The organism is Megasphaera vaginalis (ex Srinivasan et al. 2021) (assembly GCF_000478965.1).
Lineage (GTDB): Bacteria > Bacillota > Negativicutes > Veillonellales > Megasphaeraceae > Megasphaera > Megasphaera vaginalis.
In genome coordinates this window covers 67,048-91,573 of sequence record NZ_AWXA01000007.1, presented here as the reverse complement: position 1 = coordinate 91,573, position 24,526 = coordinate 67,048, and the positions used below count along the sequence as shown (strand labels likewise).

At 51.4% G+C, this 24,526-nt stretch carries 26 protein-coding genes, 4 tRNA genes and 1 riboswitch; of the genes, 4 read left to right on the top strand and 26 right to left on the bottom strand.

Annotated features, from left to right (window positions below; genetic code table 11):
* The first annotated feature begins 145 nt into the window (after positions 1–145).
* Positions 146–898: an exodeoxyribonuclease III gene (locus HMPREF1250_RS01650; protein ID WP_023052883.1), complete on the top strand. Its 753-nt coding sequence runs from the start codon at positions 146–148 to the stop codon at positions 896–898.
* Between the two features lie 55 nt (positions 899–953).
* A tRNA-Leu gene (locus tag HMPREF1250_RS01645) sits at positions 954–1,037 on the top strand.
* A 149-nt stretch (positions 1,038–1,186) separates the two neighbouring features.
* Here HMPREF1250_RS01645 and HMPREF1250_RS11720 read toward each other — a convergent pair.
* The 5 genes from HMPREF1250_RS11720 to hpf form a co-directional block, all read right to left on the bottom strand.
* Entirely contained in the window at positions 1,187–1,495 is a 309-nt protein-coding gene (locus HMPREF1250_RS11720) for a cupin domain-containing protein (RefSeq protein WP_231391262.1), read from the bottom strand.
* The gene (locus HMPREF1250_RS11950) at positions 1,492–1,956 is read right to left on the bottom strand and encodes a hypothetical protein (protein WP_231391261.1); all 465 of its coding nucleotides are present in this window, start codon (positions 1,954–1,956) and stop codon (positions 1,492–1,494) included. Before HMPREF1250_RS11950 ends, HMPREF1250_RS11720 begins: the two co-directional genes overlap by 4 nt.
* Positions 1,957–2,066: 110 nt before the next feature.
* Complete coding sequence (locus HMPREF1250_RS01630) at positions 2,067–2,588, bottom strand: cyclophilin-like fold protein (protein ID WP_196806838.1); 522 nt, start codon at positions 2,586–2,588, stop codon at positions 2,067–2,069.
* A 325-nt stretch (positions 2,589–2,913) separates the two neighbouring features.
* A complete protein-coding gene (locus HMPREF1250_RS01625; RefSeq protein WP_023052904.1) occupies positions 2,914–3,447 on the bottom strand; it encodes a flavodoxin in 534 nt (177 codons plus the stop codon).
* Positions 3,448–3,679: 232 nt separating this feature from the next.
* Positions 3,680–4,204, bottom strand: a complete 525-nt coding sequence (gene hpf, locus HMPREF1250_RS01620) for a ribosome hibernation-promoting factor, HPF/YfiA family (RefSeq protein WP_023052838.1) — start codon at positions 4,202–4,204, stop codon at positions 3,680–3,682.
* A gap of 174 nt (positions 4,205–4,378) precedes the next feature.
* Positions 4,379–4,474: riboswitch (SAM riboswitch) on the top strand.
* A 77-nt stretch (positions 4,475–4,551) separates the two neighbouring features.
* Between hpf and HMPREF1250_RS01615 the strand changes: the two genes are divergently transcribed.
* Both HMPREF1250_RS01615 and HMPREF1250_RS01610 read left to right on the top strand, forming a co-directional pair.
* Positions 4,552–5,595: a methionine ABC transporter ATP-binding protein gene (locus HMPREF1250_RS01615; RefSeq protein WP_023052825.1), complete on the top strand. Its 1,044-nt coding sequence runs from the start codon at positions 4,552–4,554 to the stop codon at positions 5,593–5,595.
* A complete protein-coding gene (locus HMPREF1250_RS01610) occupies positions 5,576–6,229 on the top strand; it encodes a methionine ABC transporter permease (protein WP_023052915.1) in 654 nt (217 codons plus the stop codon). The genes HMPREF1250_RS01615 and HMPREF1250_RS01610 overlap by 20 nt, the downstream gene beginning before the upstream one ends.
* Before the next feature lie 120 nt (positions 6,230–6,349).
* Here HMPREF1250_RS01610 and HMPREF1250_RS01605 read toward each other — a convergent pair whose 3' ends face one another.
* The 21 genes from HMPREF1250_RS01605 to mfd all read right to left on the bottom strand — a co-directional run bounded on the left by HMPREF1250_RS01605 (position 6,350) and on the right by mfd (position 24,503).
* Complete coding sequence (locus HMPREF1250_RS01605; RefSeq protein WP_023052821.1) at positions 6,350–7,255, bottom strand: DMT family transporter; 906 nt, start codon at positions 7,253–7,255, stop codon at positions 6,350–6,352.
* Between the two features lie 288 nt (positions 7,256–7,543).
* A tRNA-Arg gene (locus tag HMPREF1250_RS01600) sits at positions 7,544–7,620 on the bottom strand.
* A 23-nt stretch (positions 7,621–7,643) separates the two neighbouring features.
* Positions 7,644–7,717 (bottom strand) — tRNA-Gly (locus HMPREF1250_RS01595).
* A 9-nt stretch (positions 7,718–7,726) separates the two neighbouring features.
* Positions 7,727–7,803, bottom strand: a tRNA-Pro gene (locus HMPREF1250_RS01590).
* 58 nt (positions 7,804–7,861) lie between these two features.
* Positions 7,862–8,638 carry an adenosylmethionine decarboxylase gene (speD, locus tag HMPREF1250_RS01585; protein ID WP_023052894.1) on the bottom strand — a complete coding sequence of 259 codons (777 nt, stop codon included), beginning with the start codon at positions 8,636–8,638 and terminating at the stop codon, positions 7,862–7,864.
* Between the two features lie 27 nt (positions 8,639–8,665).
* A complete protein-coding gene (locus HMPREF1250_RS01580; protein ID WP_023052815.1) occupies positions 8,666–9,157 on the bottom strand; it encodes a metallophosphoesterase family protein in 492 nt (163 codons plus the stop codon).
* Positions 9,150–9,752 (bottom strand): XTP/dITP diphosphatase, encoded by a 603-nt coding sequence (locus HMPREF1250_RS01575; protein ID WP_023052851.1) that lies wholly within the window; start codon positions 9,750–9,752, stop codon positions 9,150–9,152. The genes HMPREF1250_RS01580 and HMPREF1250_RS01575 overlap by 8 nt, the downstream gene beginning before the upstream one ends.
* Positions 9,749–10,417: a coenzyme F420-0:L-glutamate ligase gene (locus HMPREF1250_RS01570; RefSeq protein ID WP_023052796.1), complete on the bottom strand. Its 669-nt coding sequence runs from the start codon at positions 10,415–10,417 to the stop codon at positions 9,749–9,751. Before HMPREF1250_RS01570 ends, HMPREF1250_RS01575 begins: the two co-directional genes overlap by 4 nt.
* A 13-nt stretch (positions 10,418–10,430) precedes the next feature.
* Positions 10,431–10,973, bottom strand: coding sequence for a hypothetical protein (locus HMPREF1250_RS01565; RefSeq protein WP_023052867.1), 543 nt, complete (start codon positions 10,971–10,973; stop codon positions 10,431–10,433).
* Between the two features lie 28 nt (positions 10,974–11,001).
* The gene (murI, locus tag HMPREF1250_RS01560; RefSeq protein ID WP_023052797.1) at positions 11,002–11,805 is read right to left on the bottom strand and encodes a glutamate racemase; all 804 of its coding nucleotides are present in this window, start codon (positions 11,803–11,805) and stop codon (positions 11,002–11,004) included.
* Positions 11,798–12,244, bottom strand: a complete 447-nt coding sequence (locus HMPREF1250_RS01555) for an acyl-CoA thioesterase (protein ID WP_023052813.1) — start codon at positions 12,242–12,244, stop codon at positions 11,798–11,800. The genes murI and HMPREF1250_RS01555 overlap by 8 nt, the downstream gene beginning before the upstream one ends.
* A 159-nt stretch (positions 12,245–12,403) precedes the next feature.
* Positions 12,404–12,742, bottom strand: coding sequence for a YkvA family protein (locus HMPREF1250_RS01550; protein WP_023052850.1), 339 nt, complete (start codon positions 12,740–12,742; stop codon positions 12,404–12,406).
* 18 nt (positions 12,743–12,760) lie between these two features.
* A complete protein-coding gene (locus HMPREF1250_RS01545) occupies positions 12,761–13,594 on the bottom strand; it encodes a hypothetical protein (protein ID WP_023052919.1) in 834 nt (277 codons plus the stop codon).
* A gap of 73 nt (positions 13,595–13,667) precedes the next feature.
* The gene (locus tag HMPREF1250_RS01540) at positions 13,668–14,408 is read right to left on the bottom strand and encodes an SDR family NAD(P)-dependent oxidoreductase (protein ID WP_023052814.1); all 741 of its coding nucleotides are present in this window, start codon (positions 14,406–14,408) and stop codon (positions 13,668–13,670) included.
* A 17-nt stretch (positions 14,409–14,425) separates the two neighbouring features.
* Positions 14,426–15,193, bottom strand: coding sequence for a TSUP family transporter (locus HMPREF1250_RS01535; protein ID WP_036242340.1), 768 nt, complete (start codon positions 15,191–15,193; stop codon positions 14,426–14,428).
* A gap of 29 nt (positions 15,194–15,222) precedes the next feature.
* A complete protein-coding gene (locus HMPREF1250_RS01530) occupies positions 15,223–16,515 on the bottom strand; it encodes a divergent polysaccharide deacetylase family protein (RefSeq protein WP_155914476.1) in 1,293 nt (430 codons plus the stop codon).
* 60 nt (positions 16,516–16,575) lie between these two features.
* The gene (locus tag HMPREF1250_RS01525; RefSeq protein ID WP_023052790.1) at positions 16,576–17,733 is read right to left on the bottom strand and encodes an MGDG synthase family glycosyltransferase; all 1,158 of its coding nucleotides are present in this window, start codon (positions 17,731–17,733) and stop codon (positions 16,576–16,578) included.
* Positions 17,734–17,832: 99 nt separating this feature from the next.
* Positions 17,833–18,114 (bottom strand): HU family DNA-binding protein, encoded by a 282-nt coding sequence (locus HMPREF1250_RS01520; RefSeq protein ID WP_023052866.1) that lies wholly within the window; start codon positions 18,112–18,114, stop codon positions 17,833–17,835.
* Positions 18,115–18,163: 49 nt separating this feature from the next.
* Entirely contained in the window at positions 18,164–19,621 is a 1,458-nt protein-coding gene (gene mazG / locus HMPREF1250_RS12200) for a nucleoside triphosphate pyrophosphohydrolase (RefSeq protein ID WP_023052782.1), read from the bottom strand.
* A gap of 15 nt (positions 19,622–19,636) precedes the next feature.
* A complete protein-coding gene (locus tag HMPREF1250_RS01510; RefSeq protein ID WP_023052855.1) occupies positions 19,637–21,226 on the bottom strand; it encodes a putative polysaccharide biosynthesis protein in 1,590 nt (529 codons plus the stop codon).
* Positions 21,219–24,503, bottom strand: coding sequence for a transcription-repair coupling factor (mfd, locus tag HMPREF1250_RS01505; RefSeq protein ID WP_023052837.1), 3,285 nt, complete (start codon positions 24,501–24,503; stop codon positions 21,219–21,221). The genes HMPREF1250_RS01510 and mfd overlap by 8 nt, the downstream gene beginning before the upstream one ends.
* Positions 24,504–24,526 lie beyond the last annotated feature (23 nt).

The following is a 24,526-nucleotide window of genomic DNA, read 5'->3' as shown; positions in this document are numbered from 1 at the left end:
CTGATTTTGACAACCTAATGAAGTTTCTATACAATAGGATCAATAAAGCAAACTGTCTTCAATCAACAGACTTTTGTCTTTACAAGCTCAATTATACCAAATTCGAATTACTTCGGACAGTACCGAAACGAAAGGATAACAGATCATGAAACTGGTTTCCTGGAATGTAAACGGCCTGCGCGCCGTCATGAAAAAAGGCTTTACAGAAATTTTCAACGAACTGGACGCCGACATCGTCGGTCTGCAGGAAACAAAATTGCAGGAAGGGCAGATCGAATTGACGCTGCCCGGTTATGAACAATATTGGAACTACGCCGACAAAAAAGGCTACAGCGGCACCGCCGTCTTTACGCGTATCCAGCCGAAAGCCGTAACCTACGGCATGGGCATTGACGAACACGATCACGAGGGCCGGTTAATAACGCTGGAGTTCGCCGATTTTTATTTTCTCACGTGTTATACGCCGAACAGCCAAAGCGAATTGGTCCGACTGCCATACCGCATGAAATGGGAAGACGATTTTCGCACCTATCTGCTCGGCCTGACCGATAAGAAGCCGGTTATCGTCTGCGGCGACCTGAACGTGGCCCATGAAGAAATCGATCTGAAAAACCCGAAAACCAACCGCAACAACGCCGGTTTTTCCGATGAAGAACGGCAAAAGATGACCGATCTTCTCGCCGGCGGCTTTATCGATACGTGGCGCTATTTCTACCCTGATACGGCCGGCATCTATTCCTGGTGGAGCTACCGTTTCAAAGCGCGCCAAAACAACGCCGGTTGGCGCATCGATTACTTTTTAGCGTCTCAAACGCTCGCCGACCGTCTGCAAGACGCTCATATTTATACCGATATCGAAGGCAGCGACCACTGTCCCGTAGGACTTTCGCTGCGCTGAACTTCCATTGACGCCTATTACCGCTTGTGGTAAAATACGTAGCGTATTCGACCATGCGAGTGTGGCGGAATGGCAGACGCACCAGACTTAGGATCTGGCGTCTCACGACGTGAGGGTTCAAGTCCCTCCACTCGCACCAAGCAAAAAGACATCCCTCGCGAGGGATGTCTTTTTTTATTGAAAAACTGCGCCAAACAATACCACGTCTCTCTTATCTCTTATCTCTTATCTCTTATCTCTTATCTCTTATCTCTTATCTCTTATCTCTTATCTCTTATCTCTTATCTCTTATCTCTTATGAACGGCGTTGTAATCCTCCTCGCTGATAGCTTCCAGCCATTCTGTACTAACCCCTTCGCCGCTGATACCGATCGACAAATGGGAAAACCACGAATCTGCCGCTGCGCCGTGCCAATGCTTGATATTGGCCGGAATGTGAACAACGCTTCCCGGCATCATTAAGACGGCTTCTTTGCCCCATTCTTGGTAATAGCCCCGGCCGCCGACACAGATCAGCATCTGTCCGCCGCCCTTGAGGGCACGATGACTATGCCAATGATTACGGCAGCCCGGTTCAAAGGTGATGTTGTGAATCACGACCTGTTCTTCCGACAGGGACGCCAAATAACTTTGACCGTCAAAATACGCTTGATAATCATCGTTCTGCCTATGGGGAAGATCAATTCTTTTTCATATTGTTCCTTATCTTTCATCTCTATCCTTCCTCTCATCATCTGCCGGTCTGTGTTATTCTTTTCTCTGCCGCCCCAGATATACGCTCTTTGAAATACTTCTTTGAAATCAGTGAGAAAGGCATTGCCCGAACCAAAGGCCGACAGCCATTTCTTCCGCTCGACTAAGTGAAAATTTCCTCGCCTCTGCGCCGCAACATAAGACCGGCGTCGGTAAGGACAACATGCCGGCAGCGCACAAAAAGCGGCGCCTTCACCTCCGCTCCCCATTGGCGGCTGAAAGTCAGCTGCGTCAAAGGAAGCAAGGCTGTTGATCGGGAAATATTTTCTTTTTGAGCAACAGCCAACTAATATTGCAGCGATCACGTTCCATCGCTATCCTGAACCTTCACTGATGATAGCGTCATTATATGCTTTTTCACTCCTCTATAGCCGTAAATCGTTGATGAATGACGCCTTTTCGTCCCGTAACGTTCCTATTCCACTCTTTCGATGGTCACATCTGCATCGCTGCCGTCGGCGAAGATACTCAAATCGCCGTTCAAATGACCTAACTGCTGCCGTTCAAATTCTTCGCCGTTCTGTTGATAAAGAATGACAAAGCTGCCGCGCGGCGCCCAGTAAACGATATCGCCCACGTCATACCGATCGGCCCGTAAATGTTCCGTCGGCAAAGCGCCTTGACCATAGCGGTACGTCATTTCACGGCCATAGAGATTGACCATGTGCAAGTGCAAAGGGAATTGTTTTAACAAGGCTTTTGTCGCTGCATTGTTTTCCAGCGTGCCATATAAGCTTTGTCCACGCACCGTCACTTTAATGGTATACATTCGTTTTTCCTCCTCCCTATCCTGTCCGTCCATAACCTGCTTCAACGCCGTTTCTCCCTGACTGAGAGATGATTCGTCAGCCTTGCTCGGAACGCAGCCCGAGAGCAGGAGCAATAAACAGGCTGCTAATAAAAGAACACTCCATTTCGCTTGCATATATTTCATCATTGCCGTCTCCTTCACGCGCATTTTCTTCTCTGCCGGAATCAAGGTTCGCCGCCCACGGGTTCCATCCGACTCGACACAGCGCCGGACAAGGACGAAAACGGAAAAAGAAAGATCCCCATACTGTCGATATCGAAACCAATCGCCTCATTGAAGCAACTCACCTTATCCCCTTACCGCGTCATTTTTAAAGAGATCTCTCCCGATCGCTGCCGTATCGTGAGCGCTACCTTCTCGGAACGGTTATCCTCTCGTGCCGTATGACCTGCATGCGGCGCTCCCTTCGCAGCAACGGGATAAGCAGTTGGTCCCTGTCACGAAAAGTCGCTTAAAAACCGCTTTCACTTAGCCACTCGGAAAGACCGTCCGTCCCGGAACCGTTCGGCAAAGTCAAACCCGGCAGCACCGTGGCTCCATGAGCTTGCCGGCGTATATTGTCAACGCTTTGATCGACAGTACTGCCGCCGCTGGTGCAAAAGGGAAGAATGATTTTTCCTTCCCACGTCGCCGCTGCCAAAAAGCTGTCGACGATCATCGGTTCTTCATACCACCAAATCGGATAGCCTAAGATGATGACATCGTACAACGAAAGATCAGGCAGAGGGTTCTTGATCTTTGGCCGATATGCCTGCTCCTGCTCCTCTTTTGCCTGTTCCGATACGTCACTATGAGACCCCGTGTAAGGCTTTTCAGGCATTAACTCATACACGTCGCCGCCTGTCTTTTTCCGTATCTCATATATAACGTCTCTCGTCGTTCCCGACCAGGAGTAATAGACCAATAAGACTCGTTTATCTTGCAGACTATGGGGCGCCGCCGCAGTTTGCTCCCTTGGCGTGACAACCGCTCTATTTCTCATCATATACATTCCTCCCGGCAACAATACCAATACACTCAGTATACTTACAATCTATAAAATAATTTTTTTATTTTTCTTCATTGTCTCTCCTTCAATCTTACTATCTCCATCTTGCTTTCAGTATACAAGCAAAACGAAAACATAGCTAATACCTATGTCAACTATACACATATACTTAAGAAGCATGTTTTTTTGCAAAAAAAATCCCTTGCCACAAAGGCAAGGGATCAACTGCTCAGAATTCCGGCTCAATAAGTCCGTATTTACCATGTTTCCGTTTATAGACCACACTGATCGTATCCGTGTCAGAGTTGAGGAAAACGAAGAAATCATGACCGATGAGATTCATTTGCAGAATCGCTTCTTCCACATCCATCGGCCGTGCGGCAAATTTCTTGGTTCTGACAACTTCAAATTCTTCTTCCGGAGCGTCAGGACCTTCTACCAACGCGGCATGGAAGGAATCGCCCTTCATGCGGCGCGCAATTTTTGTCTTATATTTATGGATCTGACGCACGATCTTGTCAAAGCCGAGATCAATTGCGGCATACATATCGTCATTACGTTCTACAACCCGCAGCACGACGCCGTCGACCTTGACTGTAAGTTCAGCAATTTTAGTGTCTTTTTCAATAGAAAGAACGGCCTGCAAATTCACTTCGCTATCGAAATACTTGGTAACCTTTTTCTCATGCTTCAGTACGTACTCCTTTAATGCCGGAGTAATTTCAATATTCTTACCTCTTACAACTGCTGCCATAAAAATCCCTTCCTTTCATAAAGGAAATAAAGCTTGCACCGTATTTCCCCTTATATTTTATATATTCAACAGCAACATGCAAATTCCTGCTGTGAAAGTTTTGCAATAAACGGCAACTCCCGTTTGACATCATTTCCCGTTCATGATAAGATAAACGGCAACAGCATAATATACTGTTCATCCAGAGCAGCAGAGGGACTGGCCCTATGAAGCTGCGGCAACCCCCACTCGGGAAGGTGCCAATTCCATCGGAGATTCCGACAGATGACATGAGCTTAGTTCTGGTGCGCCGTCAACTGTTGACGGCTTTTTTTATTTTACAAACTGTGTTTTAAGGAGCTGATACCGTGATTATCCTGGAAAATATCACCAAAACTTACGGCGGCAAGGCGAAGGTCACCGCCTTAAACGGCATTGATCTGACGATCGAAGACGGCGAGATATTCGGCATCATCGGCAAGAGCGGCGCCGGTAAATCAACGTTGGTGCGTTGCATCAATATGCTGGAAAAACCGACGAGCGGCAAAGTCATTATCAATACCAAAGAGCTGACGGCAATGAACGACAGCCAGTTGCGCCGGGAAAGAAAAAACATCGGCATGATCTTTCAACATTTTAATCTCCTGTCTTCACGTACGGTTTTTGACAACATTGCTTTCCCCCTCGAATTGATCGGAGCCTCAAAAGAGGTGATCAAAAAAAAGGTCGATGAATTGCTTGATCTCGTAGACCTGACGGACCGCCAATACAATTATCCGTCCCAATTATCTGGCGGCCAGAAACAACGCGTCGGCATCGCCCGGGCCCTGGCCAGCGATCCGAAAATTCTCCTCTGCGATGAAGCCACATCGGCCCTCGATCCGCAAACGACGAAATCGATCCTCGACTTGTTGAAGAATATCAACAAAAGCCTGAACCTTACGATTGTCCTGATCACGCATGAAATGGCGGTCATTAAAGAAATCTGTGACCGCGTCGCCGTTATCGAAGGCGGCGTTATTAAAGAGCAAGGGCGGGTTGTCGATATTTTTACGGCCCCGCAATCACAAACGATGCAGGACTTCGTCAAATCCGTTATCAATACGGAAATCCCCGAGGGAATCCGTAAAATGGGCATCAGCGACCAACCGGCGCCTGACCGCAATATGCTCGTGCGCCTTCGCTTCAAAGGCGAGATTACGAAAGATCCGGTCGTGATGAATATCGCCAAAAAATCAAATGCCGCCGTCAGCGTCCTCTACGGCGACATCGACTATATCCAGGACGAGCCCTTCGGGTATCTCGTCATCGTCATTATGGGCGACATGGAAACACAAACGGCAGCATTTTCATACATCAAGGAATTACCCATTGAAAGCGAGGTTTTAGGTTATGTCCCCGGAAATCATTAAATTACTGACGCAAGGCATAGAAGAAACGGTATTCATGGTTTGTGTAGCGACGTTCATCGGCTCTTTGATCGGCATCCCTCTCGGCGTCACCTTGGTCACTTCATCGAAAGGCCATATTCTGGAAAACAGTTTCATCAATCGTATTCTCGGCACTGTCGTCAATATTGTCCGTTCCGTGCCGTTTATTATTCTTATGGTCGCCATCATCCCGTTGACCCGTATTATTGCCGGCACTTCAATCGGCACGTTAGCAGCCTGTGTCCCGCTGACGATCGTCGCAATTCCTTTTCTCAGCCGCCTCGTCGAAACCTCGATCCGCGACGTCGACTTCGGACTCATTGAAGCAGCGCAATCCATGGGAGCCACACCCTTTCAGATCATCTGTAAGGTACTCTTGCCGGAAGCGCTGCCGACAATTATTAACAATGTTACCGTCCTCATCGTCAATCTCATCGGCGCATCGGCAATGGCCGGTGCCATCGGCGGCGGCGGACTCGGCGATATCGCCATTCGTTACGGCTATCAGCGGTTCCGCGCCGACGTCATGCTGGCGACGATCATCATCCTCATTATCGGTGTAAATCTGATTCAAAGCGGCGGAGATTGGATTTCCCGAAAAAAGAATAAACGCTGAACATATGCGCCGAAGGCACCGTATCATTGCATACGGTGCCTTCTTAATGGGTAAACGATATAACTATGTAGACCATGCGTGTTATTTTTCGGCAGCCGCTGCCGCAATCATTGCGACAGGCTATTGCCCATCCCGCACCTTTTTCGAAAAGAGAATCCGCTCAATAGGGCCGGCCATCGTACAGCCGATCAGTATCAACAGCAAACCGATAACGGCGCCGCACGTAATCGGCTCGGATAAAATCACGGCAGAGAGAACAAGGGCAATAACGGGTTTGAGGAAGAACGCAAACGACGCATTCGACGGCCCAGTCAGTTCGATGGCCTTCATGAAACACAGATAGCCGAAACCGGTAACGACAAGGGAACAATATAAAAGTGACCAGATCGTCTGTGAATTAATTCCGCCAAAAACAGGATCGCCGTGAATGTGCAAGAAAATCAACAAAAAGGCGCATCCAATAAGAAAGCTGAAGGCGTTTTCCACGTTGCCGCCCAATTTTTCGATACGCAATTTGCCGAGAGTCGTGTATAAAGCGAATACTACGGCGGCGGCAGCAGAAACGCAGAGTCCGAAATTGCCGCTCCTCACGATGGCGACAGGATCGGCGACAATGATCAGTCCTGCCAAACTGAGCACAAGGGTAATCGCCTTTCTCCTCGTAAAGGCTTCATGAATGATAAAATAAGAAAAGATCATGACAAAAACCGGGTTGCTGGAGAAGACGATGGCCGCCAACCCTGCATTGGCCATGTTGACGCCGATTTGAAACAGGATCATGCTGAAGCAAACATTTACCAGTCCCAAAACGGCCAGATACATCCAGTCCCCCTTATTCAGGCGAATGCCTCGCTGCCGCACATCGCGCACAGCAAGCGGCAAAAGCAGCAACCCGCCGACAAGAAAGCGAAGAAAAGTCAGCTGAAAAGGCGTAAACGCCGTTCCTGCGATTTTTAGCGCTATTTCCATCGTCCCAAAGGCTATGGCTGTCAAGACGATGCAAAGGATACCTGTTTTTGATGACATTTTGCATACCTCCTGTTTTCCAATACGCTTTACAGTATACGCCAACGACTGTTGAACTGCAACCGTCAGTTTTTCCTCTACTGTCGTCACCCTGTTTTTTAAGAACAAAATTCATTTATTGCTATAAGCGCCAACACAAAACCTTGCGTGCAACTGCCCTTTTCCCGTCGCTGCCGGCGGTTCCCCTTTCCATGACCGGAGAAAATGTTTACGTCACCACGACGAAAACAGACGCCCCAATTAACAAAAAAACGGCCTCTCCATAAGGAAAGACCGCTTGTATGCTGATGGTGACCCAGTAGGGATTCGAACCCTAGACCCACAGCTTAGAAGGCTGTTGCTCTATCCAGCTGAGCTACTGAGTCAAAGACGAAGTTGTAATAAAAAATGGAGCGGGTGATGGGAATCGAACCCACGTAACCAGCTTGGAAGGCTGGCGCTCTACCATTGAGCTACACCCGCATGCGACAGTGGTCGGAGCAGCAGGATTCGAACCTGCGACCCCCTGGTCCCAAGCCAGGTGCGCTACCAAACTGCGCTATGCCCCGTCAACGGTATAAATTATACCAACGTCATCACTGTTTGTCAACTGAGAAAAGTGCTTTTTTAACGAATTGACGGCATGTTACGGCCGTTAAAAATTTCGATCATTTCCTGCCGCAGCTGTTGCCTGATCAGCCTGCGGTCTTTTTCCGTCAACGCATCGGCTGTCGTGTTGAACAGGTAGTTATTTAAGTCAAATTCATTCAAGATCATCTTCGTATGAAAGATATGTTCCTGGTAAACATTGACATCTACCATATTGTAACGATTGCGCGTCTTCGGCGCAATATAATTCTGAATAGAATTAATGCGGTGATCAATAAATAACTTTTTCCCCGTCAGATCACGTGTAAACCCGCGGACACGATAATCAAGGGTAACGATATCAGAGTCAAAGCTGTCGAGGAGAAAATTCAATGCATTGAGGGGCGATATGCGACCGCAGGTGGATACATCTATATCGGCACGGAAGGTCGTCACGCCTTTTTGCGGATGGCTTTCGGGATAAGTATGCACCGTCAAATGACTTTTATCGAGATGACAGACGACATCGGCATCACTTTCCTTCATTTCTTCTTCAGAAATAAGTATTGTGACGCTGGCTCCCTGCGGATCATAATCCTGACTGGCAATGTTCAAAATATTTGCGCCGATAATGGAAGCAACTTGCTTCAATATTTCCGTCAAGCGCTGTGCATTGTATTCTTCGTCAATATATTCAATGTAATGCCGTCGCGCTTCTTCCGTATCGGCGTAACAAATATCATAAATATTGAAACTCAACGTTTTCGTCAAATTATTGAAACCATAGAGCTTTAGTTTATTCTTTTTCACTGTCATCGTAACATCGTACCTCTGCCAATAGGATCAAATTTCATAAAATCGGATATCTTTCAAGATACCGTCTGCACAAAGGGCAACGGCGAAGGTGCCGCGACATCCGTCGCGCGGCAATGCGACACTCCCGGGATTGACGAGCGTTATGCCGTGCTGTTCAGTCATGAACCGCCGATGGGTATGACCGAAAACTACTAACAAAGCTTTTTTCTCTTCTCCTAAGGCCAACAGTCCTTTCATTCGCTCCGCACCGTACCACTGATGGCCATGAACGGCAACGATGGGCACACCGCCGAAGGAAACGACGCCGTGCTCCGGAACCGACGCCGGCGCCAAGTAATCATTATTGCCGCGGACAACATAGACCGGACGGTCCGTATAAACAGCCAGATCGTCTGCGTCTTCACAGTAATCCCCGCAATGGATCCAAGCGTCGACAGCAGGCACTGTTGCCGTCATTTTTTCCAGTGCCGCAAAATGTCCGTGACTGTCGCTTACCAAGCCGACCCGAATGTCATTCATGACTCAGGCGGTCCGCCAATTGCCGCAGCGCCCGGCCGCGATGACTGATCTGATTCTTTTCTGCCAAGGACAGTTCCGCCATCGTTTTTCCTAATTGGGGAAGATAAAACAAGGGATCATAACCGAAACCGCCGGCGCCGGCATAAACGTCACGCACGATGCCATCGCACCGTCCTTCCGCCGTTTCTTTGCTGCCGTCAGGACGGATCAGAACGAGAACGCAGGCATACGAGGCAGTCCGTTTCTCGTAAGGAACATGGGCCAATTCGCGAATCAACTTCCGGTTGTTTCTTTCATCATCGCAGTCTTCTCCGGCATATCGGGCCGAAAAAACACCGGGCCTGCCGTCCAATGCATCGACGATAAGTCCCGAGTCGTCAGCCAGACAAGGCAATCCCGTATGTTTCATATAATAAGCCGCCTTAAGCGATGCATTCTCCATAAATGTCAGTCCCGTTTCTTCCGGCTCAGCCAGCGACGGCATGAGCTCCCGGACAGAAAGGACACGATATCCCAGCGGTTCCAGCACACTTCGAAACTCTCTGATTTTGCCGTCATTATGTGTCGCCATGACGATCGTAGCCGGCCCTTTCATGCATCCGCCCCGGCAGCCTTTTTCGCAACGGCCGCATAATTTTTGATAATAACGATCGGCGTCTTCTGCGAAGCGTTGCCGAAGGGATTATCAATCAGGATCCTGGCGATCTCATTCGGATCCAATCCCTTGGAATGTCCGAGCACGGCGGACCGCTTCAAATCGTTAACGTCAGCCACACAAGCCCCGTAACAACCTAACCGCTCCTTGATCCGTTCCGCCACCGTATCCGGTTCGGCAGGACCATAAACGATACATTTGTCGAAAGGAGGCATCGTGCCGGTCACGTCATCAGTCAGCGACGCCTGCCGGCAGAGCTTGTACCACACGCCGTTCTTACCGAAAAGTTTGGCAATAAAGCCGATGATAAAGCAAACAAGCATTTTCCATTCACCCTCAAGCTCCATTGCCGCCTGCATGCCGTACAGGCTGGCCATACTTCCTTCACCGGGAACAAACCGACGCATAAGACGGGCCTGCCAGGACGGCGTCAATTCTTCTGGCCGCGTATAACGGCGTTGCGTAATAGCCACAACGCTTTCGGCCGTACAAATAATATCATCGGGCCCGACCAGTTCCCGCGCATAAGACTCGATGACATCCACAATATCATCTTTATCTGTCAGAATGCGCGTTTTTACCGGGATTAATTCCAAATTTGCCATGTCACATTACCTCCTACGCATTTTCCAATGCACGTTTTACTTCCGATGCTTTCAGCGTAATGCGGGCTTTGTGAATGAACCATTCGCTGCGCGCCACGACTTGGTAGACCAGATCAATAGCCATGTCGGGAAACGTCTGCAAATCCTCGCGAATCATACGATTTTTGCTGATCAGCGTGACGGTCACGCGAAGATTGCCGCCCTTGCCGGGATAATAGATGACCGACTCCCAATATCCGTCGTCCCGCTCCGCATCTTTATTCGCCAATTGTGCCTGCACGACGCACTTGTCAAATTGTTCACGCGGCAACAACGTCCGGGGATAAAAATCCATAATCGTTCCTAATTGTTTACCGCCGTTGCGAAAAGGGACTTCCGTTTCGAAAACGGCTGTATCTCCCGTCAGGCTGATAAGGGCAAACGGTTTGCGATGGCGCGCTTCAATGACGAAATGCGCGTCGCCCTGATGCCAGGCATAGATGCGGAAAAGGATATACAGCAATGCGCCGATACCGATGAGAGCTATGACAATGTTCAAAATAAGATACAGCAACACGAGGCAGGACTCCTTTGTGATGAATACATCAGGTCAATGAAATTTCTTCTACTGTAAACTTGTGGGGCGGAATCAGATGGGCCGCACTGTTGCCGCCGCGCTCCGCTTCGGCGGTGAAATAAAGATGCAAGGCTCCCTCTTTGCCGTCTTGTTTCAGCAAATCGTCCTTTTTCAGGACATCCAGGGTCTGCAGAGCCATTTCATGAGCCGGGTCGACAAAGACAACGGCATCGCCGCAAAGCGATTCAAACAGATTTTGAATAAAAGGGAAATGGGTGCAGCCGAAAATAGCCGTATCGGCGCCGGCGGCCAGAACGGGAGCTGTGTATTCTTTGAGCGCGTCCATAATCTCCGGACCGGAAACGATTCCCCGCTCGATCAAACCGGCAAGAGGCGGACACGGCTGTTCGATAATCGTCAGCGTCGGATCGACAGCGGCGGCTTCCCGGCGATGAATGTGCTTGCCGATCGTCAACGGCGTTGCAAATACGCCGATCCGTTTCTTTAAGCTGATCTCTTTCGCCGTTTGAATACCGCGGCTCATCCCGATCAACGGAAACGGTACCGTCTTGACAACAGTATCATAGGCTACGGCCGTCGCCGTATTACACCCCATGGCAACGAGCTTTACCCCTTTTTTCTCCATAAAATGAAGGATCTGCCGCGTATAGGCAATAACCTCCGCAGCCGTCCTGGTTCCGTAAGGATTCCGCTTCGTATCCCCCAAATAAATGATATTTTCATAGGGCAACAGAGTCCGCAGCTTATTGACAACCGTCAAACCGCCGATGCCGGAATCGAAGACACCGATAGGCCGTTCCTTTCTATCCAACGGACATGCCTCCATTACCTGCCGCTTTTTTGTCCTCTTCATACATGCTCTGGAAGCGCCGGAAATCGCTGTCAGAAAGGCGCGCAATCTTGCCGCTCGCCTGATGTGTAAAGACATTCTGTGTCGTTCCTTCGGCCAAAACCGTATCGTCATAGTCGCGAATAAGGCGGTAGGAGAAAACGACCTGCGCACGGGACAACTTGATCAGTCTGGTTTCGATACGGATGACGTCGGCAAATCGGATCGGAACGAGATAGTTGCAAGAAACACTTTTTATAGGAAAGACAATTCCTTCATCCATCAATTTGAACAGATCGACGCCGGCCGCTTCAAAGTAAGCGCACCGGCCGCATTCAAACCACCGGATATGATTGGAATGATGGGCTACGCCCATCAGATCCGTTTCGTAAAAACGAACCTTTTCTGTAATGGTGACCATACTACATAACTCCTCAAATAATTGACATTCATTTAATTTTATGATGTTTAAAAGTGTTTGTCAATTTGATTGTTACTGCCGTTGCAGCGGTAATCGAGAAAAGAAAACAAAACAATTCCAACAGAACGCTGCCGCGCCCTGTTGGAATTGTCATATTATTTACACCTTTGCAAAGGGAATTAAACGCTTTACCTTTTCCCGATGTTCCGGCTTGATATAGGTGCCGGCAAAACGCCAGGCTGCTGCCAGTACCGCGGCATCGTCAACCCAACCGAATCCTAAAATCGTATCCGGCAGAAAATCGAAAGGTAAAATCGCATAGCCGATCGCTCCCATGAGGACGAGCCTGACATAGTTCGGCGTGTCCTTATCCTGCATACAGTAATACGCCGCTAACAGCTTCGGCAAAAAATGAATCTTGTGACCTGCCGTACGCAGGAAAAGAATAAATTTTCCAGGTGTGTAAAAACGAGCAAAAAAGGTTAGCCATCTTACCATACAGTATCACCTTTTCAATTACTCATCCAACGGAATTTTAGCATCTTCGACAGCTGCGCGAACCTGTTCTTCGACAGATTTTTCTTCGGCGGCAACAGCCTTTTCCGCTTCCTCTTTTTCAGCAGTTGCGGCGGCAGCCTGCTCCTTTTCGGCAGCAACGTCCTCTACGAGCGTATCCCGATGCCGTACGTGCTGAATGGCTTCCTGTCCCTTCTCCTTCACTTCCATAACGACATCTTTGGCGGCATTGCCCCATTTCTTCATGTAATCGACCGTTTCATCGCCAAGGGGAATGTTTTTCAACGGATTGGCGCGAAGCCTGTCAACCTGTTCCCTTGCCTTGTCTTTCCATTCGGACATCATATCGGCATACGGCGCCATGTCCGTAGGCATGCCATCCTTCAACCAACGCTGCGTCACCCGTCCCAGGCTGTATGTAATGCCGACGGCAACAGGCACTTGGATCGCGCTGAAAGGAATCAGGGTCGTTAAAAAATTGCCGGCCATGCGGCTGCCCATGGCGCCCAGAAACGCCAAAACGGCACGCTCCGTCAACTTGACGTCATATTCTCTGGCAATACGACTGACCAAGTATACTTCATTAGCCATAAGCGCGACAGTCCCCAACAGCGGCGCAATAACGATGGCTCCGGCACGGGCGGCAGCCCAGCGGCAGAGGGTCTCCACCTTGAGATCGACATCTGTCGTCGTCTTGTCTATCGTGTCCAAGACCGTCAGCGCCGTGCTCTGTTCGCCGGCATCCTGCGTCGTCTTCGCATTAGCCAGCTCTTCCTGCAATTTAGCGACTTCATCTTGCAATCGTTTCATTTCTTCCAATTCTGCTTCGGTCATTTGAACCACCCCGTTTGTATGAACTAGAACATAGGTAAAGGTTTATCTGTGTTTATTATATTTTCCCATGTTTTCACCAGCTTGTCAAACCGCCGTCAACAGGCAGCGAAGCCGCTGTTATGAACGAAGCATCGTCACTGAGCAAAAAGGCGACGGCTTTTCCCACTTCAGCCGGTTCCGCCAAACGCAGCAGCGGATAATGCGAAGCCAGATCCGCTTCCGTCAAAGTCGGATCGGCAGCCAGTTGTCGTGCCAGGAGCGGTGTCCTGACATCACCGGGACAAACACAGTTGACACGCACCTGATGCGGCGCTGCCTCCAGCGCCAACGAACGGGAAAAAGCCAAGACGGCGCCTTTTGTCGCGCAATAGAGCGAGCAGGCTACATTTCCCTGCAGCGCCGCGTCACTGGCGACGGTAACGACAGCGCCGCCGCGCCGTTTCAAATACGGCAACGCGGCCCGGCAAAGATAAATGGTGCCGTAAACGTTGACGGAAAACATGGACTGAATGTCTGCCGCCGTAAGAGATTCCAACAGTTTTTCATCATAAAAACCGGCCGCCGTCACCAAACCGTCCAGGCTGCCGAAGTGAGCCGCCGTCTCGTCGGCCAGGGCAGTGCAAACGGCCTCGTCCGTTATGTCACCGGCAAGAAACAGGACGCGGCTGCCGCCGCCAAGAAGGCGCAGCGCCGCTTCTCCCCGCTCCCGGTTCCTGCCGTTGAGCACAACCTGCCAATCCCGCCGCAGCAGTATCTCCGCCGCCGCCAAGCCGATGCCGGACGTACCGCCGCTGATAAGAACCGTTTTTCTCATGCCCGCTCCTTTCCTTTCTAAAGAATTCCGACGTATTCAAGCAGCAATTTACCGATCAGAACCGTCGTCACCGTCAGCATGACATACCGAATAAACGACGAGCCCCTGCGGATCGCCAGACGCGAGCCGAAATAGGCGCCGCCGAAGATGGCCGCCGCCATTACCAGCCCCTGAAAATAAAGGATCTGCCGCCAATAGATAAGCAGGGCGAGAGAAGTCGCATTGCTCATCAGATTCAATACCTTCGCGTTCCCGGCTGAAACGATAAAATCAAAGCCGAGCATGGCAAAAGACATGATCAGAAACGTCCCCGTGCCGGGACCGACAAAGCCGTCGTAAGCGCCGATAAGAAAAGCGGCGGCTATCCCCTTGGCAAGGCGGCGCCGAATCGTTTCGGCCGACCGTACCTGCACGCCCAGATCACGTTTCGTAAAGACAAAAACGGCAGTGCCGATCAAGGCGGCGATGACGATGGGACGCAAAAGAGCTGCAGAAAGAAAAACCATAAGCGTACAACCCGCAGCCGCTCCTAAAAAAGTAAAAGGCAGTAATTTTTTCAGCAACGCCCTGTCAACTTTTCCGGCACGCCAAAACTGCCAGGCACTCATGACGGCGCCAAAGGTGGCGGAAAACTTATTCGTTCCCAAGGCAAAGTGAGTGGGCATCCCCGACGCCAGCAACACCGGCAGGGAAACGAGACCGCCGCCGCCGGCAATGGAGTCGATAAAGCCGGCCAAAAAACCGCCGCCAAGGAGCAGCAAAAAAGTGTACAAAGACATTGTCATACCAAAAATTTCCAAGTTTCTTCCCCCATTTACATCAGATCCGTCACAAAGACGAAATCGATTCCTTCATGATGCAATTCATCAATCATTTCCCGAATGGCGGCAATCGTCTTCGCCCGGCAATGGCCGATAACGACGGCGCTGCCGTTGGCCTTGGCGATCCTGCCGGCCTGACGCAGCCGCTCCTTGACCGCTCCGACGTCGGCATCATTGTCGATAAACAAGTTGTTCCGCGTCTCCGGAACGCCCATGGCCTCTGCCGTCTGCGCCGCTACAGAAGCGCTGTTCGTACGGCTGTCCAGAAAAGAAAGACCCCGTTCCTTCAAAACGGCCATGACCGCCTTCATCGTCCTGCTGTCGGCGGTTGCCGCCGAACCTTGATGATTATTCATGCCGACGGCATGAGGAACCTGATCGAGAAGTTCGGCCGTCGTCGCTTTGATTTTGCTGTCACTCATATCGCCGGAAATGAAGATCTCTTCCGACGAAGCCACATTCAGCGGTTCCATCGGCAAATGAACGATAATTCGGCGGCCCGCCTGATAACCGCTTTCGGCGCTTGCCGCCGTAGCCGACTTGAAAGGCATGACGGCATAAGTCAATTTGACAGGCAACGCATTCAGCTCTTCAATGAGCCCCAAATTGCTGCCGCAGTCATCAATAACGATGGCCAGACGGCCTTCCGTTTTGGCCGGCGATGCCGACGGCGCACCGCTCTTATTCTTTGCGGCATCCTTTCCCGCCGGCTTCGCGAGCGTATCCCTGACTGCCTTCGCCGCTGCGCTGTCCGTTCCGGAAGCCGCAACATAAACCTTAGCTACGACTAAAAAGAGCTGTTCTTTATCCAACATGTCAAAAAGCGCAATGTCGTATTCCGTCACCTCGCTGCCGCCGATCTGCTTGCTTTCCGTACGGTATAACGTCACTTTGCCGCCGCTTTTAGCCAACTCTTGCTCCAAAGCTTCCTTGGAAAATGACGGCGGCGGCGCAACAAAGACACTTTCCGTCGTCCAGAGAATCTTGCCGCCCGTCTGCCGCCGCGCCGCCTCCCGATCTTCGGTCTGCAACGTTTCCGCCGTATACCCCTGCGACTTCAGCCAGGCTGTCACTGCAACTTGAATCTCACCGGACTCTTTCGTATAATCGGCGTTTTTTCCGTCATCCTCAAGCCCCTGCAATTCTTCAAACTTCGTGTCGGCCAGCTTTTCTGACACCGTACCGCCGTTCAGCAGCCAATATGCTCCGATGCAGAGGGCGATCAGCAGGATCAAAACGGCTGCCGGTCTGAGTGAACCGCCTCTTTTTCTTTGCCTCATCATCATTCCTCCTAAACAAAAAAGCGGCCAATACCTGCAGGTATTGCACCGCTCTTATCCGAAACGTCACACAGACGGCTGTGAGTAAGGCCGTTCCGCACGGTCGGGCCATTTCCTTTCGGGCGCGAGCATTTGCATGACGCGCCGGCCAATACGCCGCGCGCCGTCACGACGACAATTCAGAGCCGCCGCCGAAAGACGCTGCAACTTGTCGGGGTGTCCCAACAAATCGGCAACAACGACAGACAGCTGCTCCTTGCTCTTTACCCAGCAGGCGCAGCCTTTTTCCTGCATATACGAAGCGTTTGCCTCTTCCTGTCCCGGTATGGGACTGAACAGAACGAGCGGTACTTGCGCCGCCGCCGCTTCCGTACAAGTCAGAGCGCCCGGCTTGGTAACGAGGAGCGAAGCATTGACCATCAGCTGCGCTATCTGATTCGTGTATCCCCACACGTCCACGGGGTGCCGCATGGTCTGCTTCAGCTGCGACAGCTCATCGAACAGATCGGCATTATGGCCCGTAACGACGGTAAAAGAATCAATCTCCGTCAAGCAGTCGAGAACGGAGAGGGATTCCTTGATCGAACCCATTCCCAGACCGCCGCCCATGATCAATACGTTACGATTACGGCGATGTCGTTCATCCCACTGCCAACGGTGCTGTAAAAACGTATTGCGTACAGGAATGCCGGAAACCAAAACCCGGTTGCCGTCGACTTCCTGACCGATCAAAATTTCTTTCAGCTGCGACGCGGCGACGCAATATTGATCGATCTGCGGATAGATCCAAAGCTGATGGATGGCAAAATCCGTGATTACGCCGACAAGGGGAACGGACAAGCGATGCTGCCGCTTTAAAAGAGCTGCCGCCCCGGCGGGAAAAGGGTGCGTGAAAATGAGAATATCAGGTTTCCTGTCCGCCAACACGCGCAGCATTCGGCGTTTAAGTCCCCAGGCGATAAGAGTCTTTACCGCCAGACCTTTCTTATACCCTTGAGAAGAATAATACATCAAATCGTAGAGAATGGGAAAAACATCGAGGATTTTAATGTACGTTTCCTTGACCAGATTGTCAAAGGAAAGAAAATCATTGGAAAGAAAGTCCAAATGCTCAACTTCACATTCTTCCGGTATGGTTCGCAAATATTCTTCTATCGCCCGTGCAGCCTGTGCGTGGCCTGTCCCGATGGAGGCAGACATGATCAGCACTTTTTTTCTAGCCATCACTATTACCTCTCTTATGTGGAAAACGATACGCTGTATCTGCTGTATATGCAGGAAAAATAAAGGGCCGTAACGAACAGCGGCCCTTGTAGATACAAATTATTTTTTCTTGTTAACTAAGTCTTTAAGCTGTTTGCCAGCCTTAAACGCCGGTGTCTTAGAAGCTTTGATCTTGATAACTTCATTGTTGCGCGGATTACGTCCTTCACGAGCTTTGCGATGACGGACTTCAAAAGTACCGAAACCGATAATCTGAACCTTATCACCTTTCTTCAGTGTTTCGCTGACCGATTCGAAAACAGCTTTCACAGCTTTTTCAGCATCTTTTTTTGTCAAATCGGATTTTTGAGCTACGCTAGCAATCAATTCAGTTTTGTTCATTACAAGTCCTCCTTTAATTAGTTACATCTATATAATAATCCGGCTAACCTCATAGACCGCGTTCGATTGCTTTGGCGTCCTGCCAGAAACGATCCAGTTCTGCCAGTGTATAGTCTTCCCATTTTCGTTGCGAACGCAACACGCACTCTTCCACATGAGAAAACCTACGGCGGAACTTACTGTTAGCACGATGTAACGCACATTCCGGTTCAATTTTATGCCGTCTGCATAAATTAGCCAAGACAAATAATACATCTCCTGCTTCTTCTTCAGCATGATCTGCATCGTTCTCTCCCAACGCTTCCCGCCATTCCGACAGCTCTTCTTCGAGCTTGTCCCAGACGGAAGCGTCTTCAGGCCATTCAAAACCGACTTTCGCCGATTTTTCCTGCAGCTTCAGCGATTCAAGCAAGGCCGGCATTCCCTTGACGACTCCGTCCAAAAGATGCTGATGCCGCTGACGGCGCTCTCCCTGCTTAATTCTATCCCAGTTTAACACACTACCGCTACTATTTTCAAGGCTTTTTTCGCCAAAAACATGGGGATGACGGCGTATCATCTTTGTCGTCACATGATCCACAATTTCCTGTGCCGAAAAAAGTCCTCTTTCTTCTCCGATGCGGGCGTGAATCACGACCTGATAGAGGATATCGCCCAGTTCCTCGCAAATGCCTTCATCGTCACCGGCGTCAACGGCGTCGAGCATTTCGTACACTTCTTCCAGCAGATACCGCCGCAACGATTTATGGGTTTGCGCTTTGTCCCAAGGGCAGCCGGCTTCACCGCGGAGACGGGCCATGACGGAGACAAGGGGCGTCAGATCAAAGGGCAGCGAAGGTGAGGCCGGCCGCGGCAGTACCAAGCTCGTCAAATGATCGATCGTTTCCAACCTGTCCAATTCATACAACTTGACAGGCCTGACCGCTTCATCAGGCAAACTGATGTGATAAACAAGCAGCGCCTCGTATTCGTCGCCATATATATCCATGAGGGCCAGTTTGACATCGGAGGCGACCTTTCTGTCATAGATCTGCGTGACGATAACCGGCGCCGCCGGCGGCAGCAACGAAGCAATATCGCTGCTGTCGATGACGGTCAAGCCATTGACGGGATCGAGGCGAAGCCGTGTATACAACGTTTCCAGAAAACTCATTCCCGGCAACACTTCGACCGTTACCTCTGCTCTATTTCCCGCTGCTTCCAGAAGCTGCACCGTTTTTTCGGCGACGACGGGACTGCCGGGAACGGCATAGACGACATCGGTATCGGCCGCTTTCTGCAAAACATACTCGACGATTGCCGCGTAGACCGCCGCAAAGGAATCTCCCTGTTCGTAAAAACGATCCAGCGCTTCATACGGGATCCCCTCCTGATCCAACCGGGTGACGGAAGGGTGAATTGCCGTTCGCAGCAAAAGGCACGGCGCTTCCCGCATCGCCTGCATTGCCGCCACGGTGATCAGCCCCGCATCGCCGGGACCCAGCCCGACGATCCGTATTTTTTTCATATCTGCATTTCCCCCTTATTTTCTTAAATGGTCCGATACGTTCTTCAACTTGGCGCCGACAACAGGTATTTTTCCGACCAGTTCACTGTCGACGGCGCGAAAGGCCAATAGGCTGACAAGATAAACGACTGCCGCCGTGCCGATGGCCAAAAGTGTTGCCGCCGTATCCGGCAAAAGCGGTCCGGATATTTCCGAAACGATCCATGCCGTTCCCGCCATGGCCGCAGCGGACAGAAATATTTTCCCCAAGTGCAGCCAATCCATTCGATAGGCGACATAACGGCCGGCAAACCAGAGATTCAAAGCGGCGGCAACAGCTAAATCCGCATTGGTCGCCCATGCGGCCCCTGCTTCCCCGAGCCAGGGGAGCGCGGTCAGGTACCAGCTCAATCCTATTTTCAGCACCGCTGCAACCAGAATGCAGTACAAGGGCACACAGGCCTTGCCGATCCCCTGCAAAAGGCCGCTCGTCACCTGCTGTACACCGATCAGAAAAGCGGCCAAAGAAAGAACGCAAATAGCGGGACCGGCGGCAGCCGTCCCATATAACAGTCGTGAAATGGGCGTCGCCAGTACGGCAAGGCCGAAAAAAGAAGGGACTGTAATCAAGTTGGCAATGGCCATGGCGGCATGAGTTCGTCGCAGCACGTCGCTCCGCGTACCGCCGGTATACGCCGCCGACACGGCCGGCACCAGGCTCGTGGACAACGCGATCGTCAAAATTGCCGGCAACTGGATCAGGCCGTTGGCCATACCGCTCAAATACCCGAAGTGCGTCGTCGCTTCCGAAATGGTATAGCCGGCTTCAGTCAAGCGGTGCGGCACGATAAAAAGATCGATACTGGCTACTGCCGGCAAGAGCATGTTGGCCGCCGCAACGGGAATCGCCAAGGTCAGCAACCGCCGCACGATATGCAAAGACGATTCCCGCGCTGCCGCACCGTTAGACAAAGCGGCATATTCCGCCGAACGCAAATGGCGAAAATAGAAAAAAAGCATGACGGCCAACCCGGCCGCAGCACCCGGAACGGCGCCAAAAGCGGCGCCAGCGGCAGCCTTCTCCAGTCCCGACGGAAACAGCAGAAAAGCCAGGGAAAGCATGACGCAAACACGGATGAACTGGTCGCACATTTGCGACACGGCAGTCGGCGTCATCAGCTGTAGCCCCTGAAAGTAACCGCGAAAGCAGCAGGTAACGATCGAAATGGCCAGCGCCGGCGCCAAAACGGCGAGGGAGAGCTGGACACGACCGTCGCTGACGATACCGGCAGAGACGAGAATGGAGGCGGCAGGAATCATGGCGGCAGCCAACAAGACGCCGCAGCCGCCCAATGCCAACAGCGCTATCTTCAGTATCCGCCGTCCTTCTCCGTATGCGCTTTGCGACGCTTTCTCGGCGACAAGGATCGACACGGCAATAGGAATGCCGGCGCCGGCAATACTCAGCAGCAAAATGTAAAGCGGATAGGCCATTTGATAAAGACCGATGCCTTCACCGCCGAGAATACGCGACAGGAGTATCCGGTTGACGCCGCCCAGCATTTTGACAACAACGCCGGCAACAGTCAGGATCATGGCGCCTCGCAAAAAAGATGTCTTACGCAAAGGACCTCTCCTTTCTTACTTTCTCAAAGCCTTGAAAAATGTATTCAATATAAGTCAATACATCGGGGATATTCTTCAGCGAAAACCGCAGCAGTGTCGGAATGCCCGGAACGGGACGGCAACGGCGCCGCAGAACCGGTTCCAACGCAGCTGCCGGCGGCATAACCGCTACCTCCTGCCATTTCAGTTCGATGTATTCCGCTTTTTGCCCGATATAAACCAGGCCCAGAGAACGTCCTTGCAGACGCAGCCGCGTAGCGAACAGAAGCGTCGCTACCGGACGCGTCGGTTTGCCATAGCGGTCGATCAGTTCCTTTTTCAACGCCGCCAACTCGTCTGTATTTCTGACCAGTGCCAACCGCTGGTACATTTCGATCTTCTGGCCGCCGTTTGCAATATAGGCGGCATCGATGAACGCATCGACATGAACTTCGAAGACCGTATGCAGCACAGGCTTTTCCCGCCGCTCCGCATGCCGTACTTTGGCGATGGCCTCTTCCAGCATCGTACAGTACATGGCAAAACCGACGCTGGCTATATTACCGTGTTGTTCCCGTCCCAGCAGATTGCCGGCGCCGCGGATCTCCAGATCGCGCATGGCAATTTTAAAGCCCGAGCCCAATTCGGTAAATTCTTTTATCGCCTGCAAACGTTTTTCCGCCACTTCCGATAAAACCTTGTTACGACGGTAAAGAAAATAGGCATACGCCATCCGGTGACTTCGTCCGACGCGGCCGCGCATCTGGTAAAGCTGCGAAAGACCGAGCCTGTCGGCATCGTAGATGATGATCGTATTGGCGTTGGCAATATCCAAGCCGTTTTCGATCAAACTCGTGCACAGGAGGACATCGTATTTTCCTTCATAAAAATCGAACATTGTCTGTTCCAGCAGCGGCCCGGTCATCTGTCCGTGCGCCGTACCGACAGCGATATCCGGCAACAGCGCTTCCAGTTCGAGACGCATGCGGTCAATCGAGGCGACGCGGTTATAAACGAAAAAGACTTGCCCGCCCCGTCTCTTTTCACGCATAACGGCATCGCGGACAATACGGGCATCGTACTCGGTCACATATGTCTGTACCGGAAAACGGTCGATCGGCGCCGTATCGATGATGCACATCTGCCGCAAGTGGACAAGCGACATATGCAGTGTTCGCGGAATAGGCGTCGCACTTAGCGTAAGCACGTCGATGTTCGCAGACCAGGCCTTCCACTTCTCTTTTTGGGCAACGCCGAACCGCTGCTCTTCGTCAACGACGAGAAGGCCGAGGTTTTTAAATTGCACATTCTTGTTCAAAATGCTGTGCGTTCCGATGAGGACATCGACGGCGCCGTCTGCGGTACGGGCCAGAATCGATTTCCGCTCTTTATACGAACGGAAACGATTGAGTACTTCACATTGAACGCCGAAGCTGCGGAACCGTTCGGTAAACGTCTTAAAATGCTGCTGCGCCAGCACCGTCGTCGGAACCAGCACAGCAACCTGCTTGCCGCCCATAACGGCCTTGAAAACGGCGCGGATGGCGACTTCCGTCTTGCCGAAACCGACGTCGCCGCAGACAAGACAATCCATCGGCGCCGGTGCTTCCATGGCCGTCTTGATCTCCTGAACGGCCTTCAATTGATCCTGCGTCTCTTCATAAGGAAACGCTTCCTCGAATTCCTGCTGAAACGGCGTGTCCGGCGGAAAAGCAAACCCTTCTACGACCTCCCGTTTAGCATAAAGGGCCACCAGCTTTTCCGCCAGATCGTCAATCGATTTTTGCGCTTTCGAACGCGCTTTCTGCCAATCGCTGCCACCCATACGGTGCAGCTTCGGCGTATCGCCTTCATTGCCGATATATCGCTGCAACAGCTCAAGCTGGTCTGTCGGCACATACAGGACATCCTGTCCGGCATAGTGAATCTCCAGATAATCTTTATGAACACCGTTAACGGCGATCGTCTTGATCCCGAGATAACGACCGATGCCGTGCATTTCGTGAACGACATAGTCGCCGCTCTTCAAATCGGTAAATGCGCTGATTTCCTGTGCTTTGCCGAAATGACGCCGCAGCCGTTTTTTCTGCATGCCGTAAACGTCACGTTCAGCAACGAATACCGTTTTGGCATAAGGAAGTTCGAACCCGTTGCCGATTTCACCGCTGACGATATACATGCCGGGACCGGTCACTTCAATCTGCCCGTCGAGTTCCTTATAGGCCAAGCCGCACTGCCGCAGCCAGGCCGCAAGCGATCGGGACCGGTCACGGCCGGTCATGACGAAGATGACGCTGTATTCCTTCTGCAGCCATTCATGCAGCTCATCGGCAAGGAGATTGAATTGTTTTTGAAATGTAGCAACGATTTTTGCCGTAAAGCTCGTCACTGCCTGCGGCGCCAGTTCCGCAGCAGCCTGAGACAACAAGGAAAGGACAATCTCCGTCCCCTGCCGATTTTTGCCTGCCCACGTGCGCCACGGCGCCAGCTGGCGGCCGTACTCCGCCGTTTCGCCGAGACTCTTTTTTAACGCTTCGCGAATCCGGTTTGCTTCGTCCCAGATAATGACGCCGTTAGCCGCGTAATCAAGCAGTGTGTATTCACCGCCGTCAGCAGCCAATGACAACGGCAAAATACGCACAGACGAAAGAGTGTCGACAGAAGTCTGACTGATCGGGTCGAAGGGGCGGATGCTTTCAAGTCCGTCTCCGAAAAAGGCAAAGCGCAGCGGTTCTTCGTAATTGACCGCATAGATATCGATAATATCGCCGCGAACCGAAAAATGACCGCGCCGCTCCACCATGTCGACGCGTTCATATCCATCGGCAACCAGATCCGTCAACAGCTTCTCCCGGTCATATTCAGCCCCGACCCGGAGAGCGACGGCACTGCTGTCGATCTGCTGCGGCCCGACGATATACTGCGCCGCTTCCTCTGCAGATGCCAGAACGATGATCGGCTTCTCTCCGCGAAGGCGGCCTAATATTTCCATTTGCAGCGCTGCCCGTTCCATGCTCCTGGCAGTCGTATGAAAGGAAGCTCTGTCGACGAAGGGAAACTCGTATATCTCCCGGCCGGCAGCAAAAAAGCGCAGATCCGTATGCCACGCCGCCACCTGTTCTTTCGTTGCCGCAACGATAAGCAAATGAGCAGGAGCAGCGGCAATGCCGCAGGCCGCAAAAGCAGCCTTGACTGAACCGCCGAGACCGTAAACGCCGTACCGCCCCGGTTTCGCAAAAAACGCAGCGCCGCTGCGTATACTGTCATCCGTTTCCAGAAAGGAAAATAAATGATTCATCCGTTTTTAACCTCACAACAAAG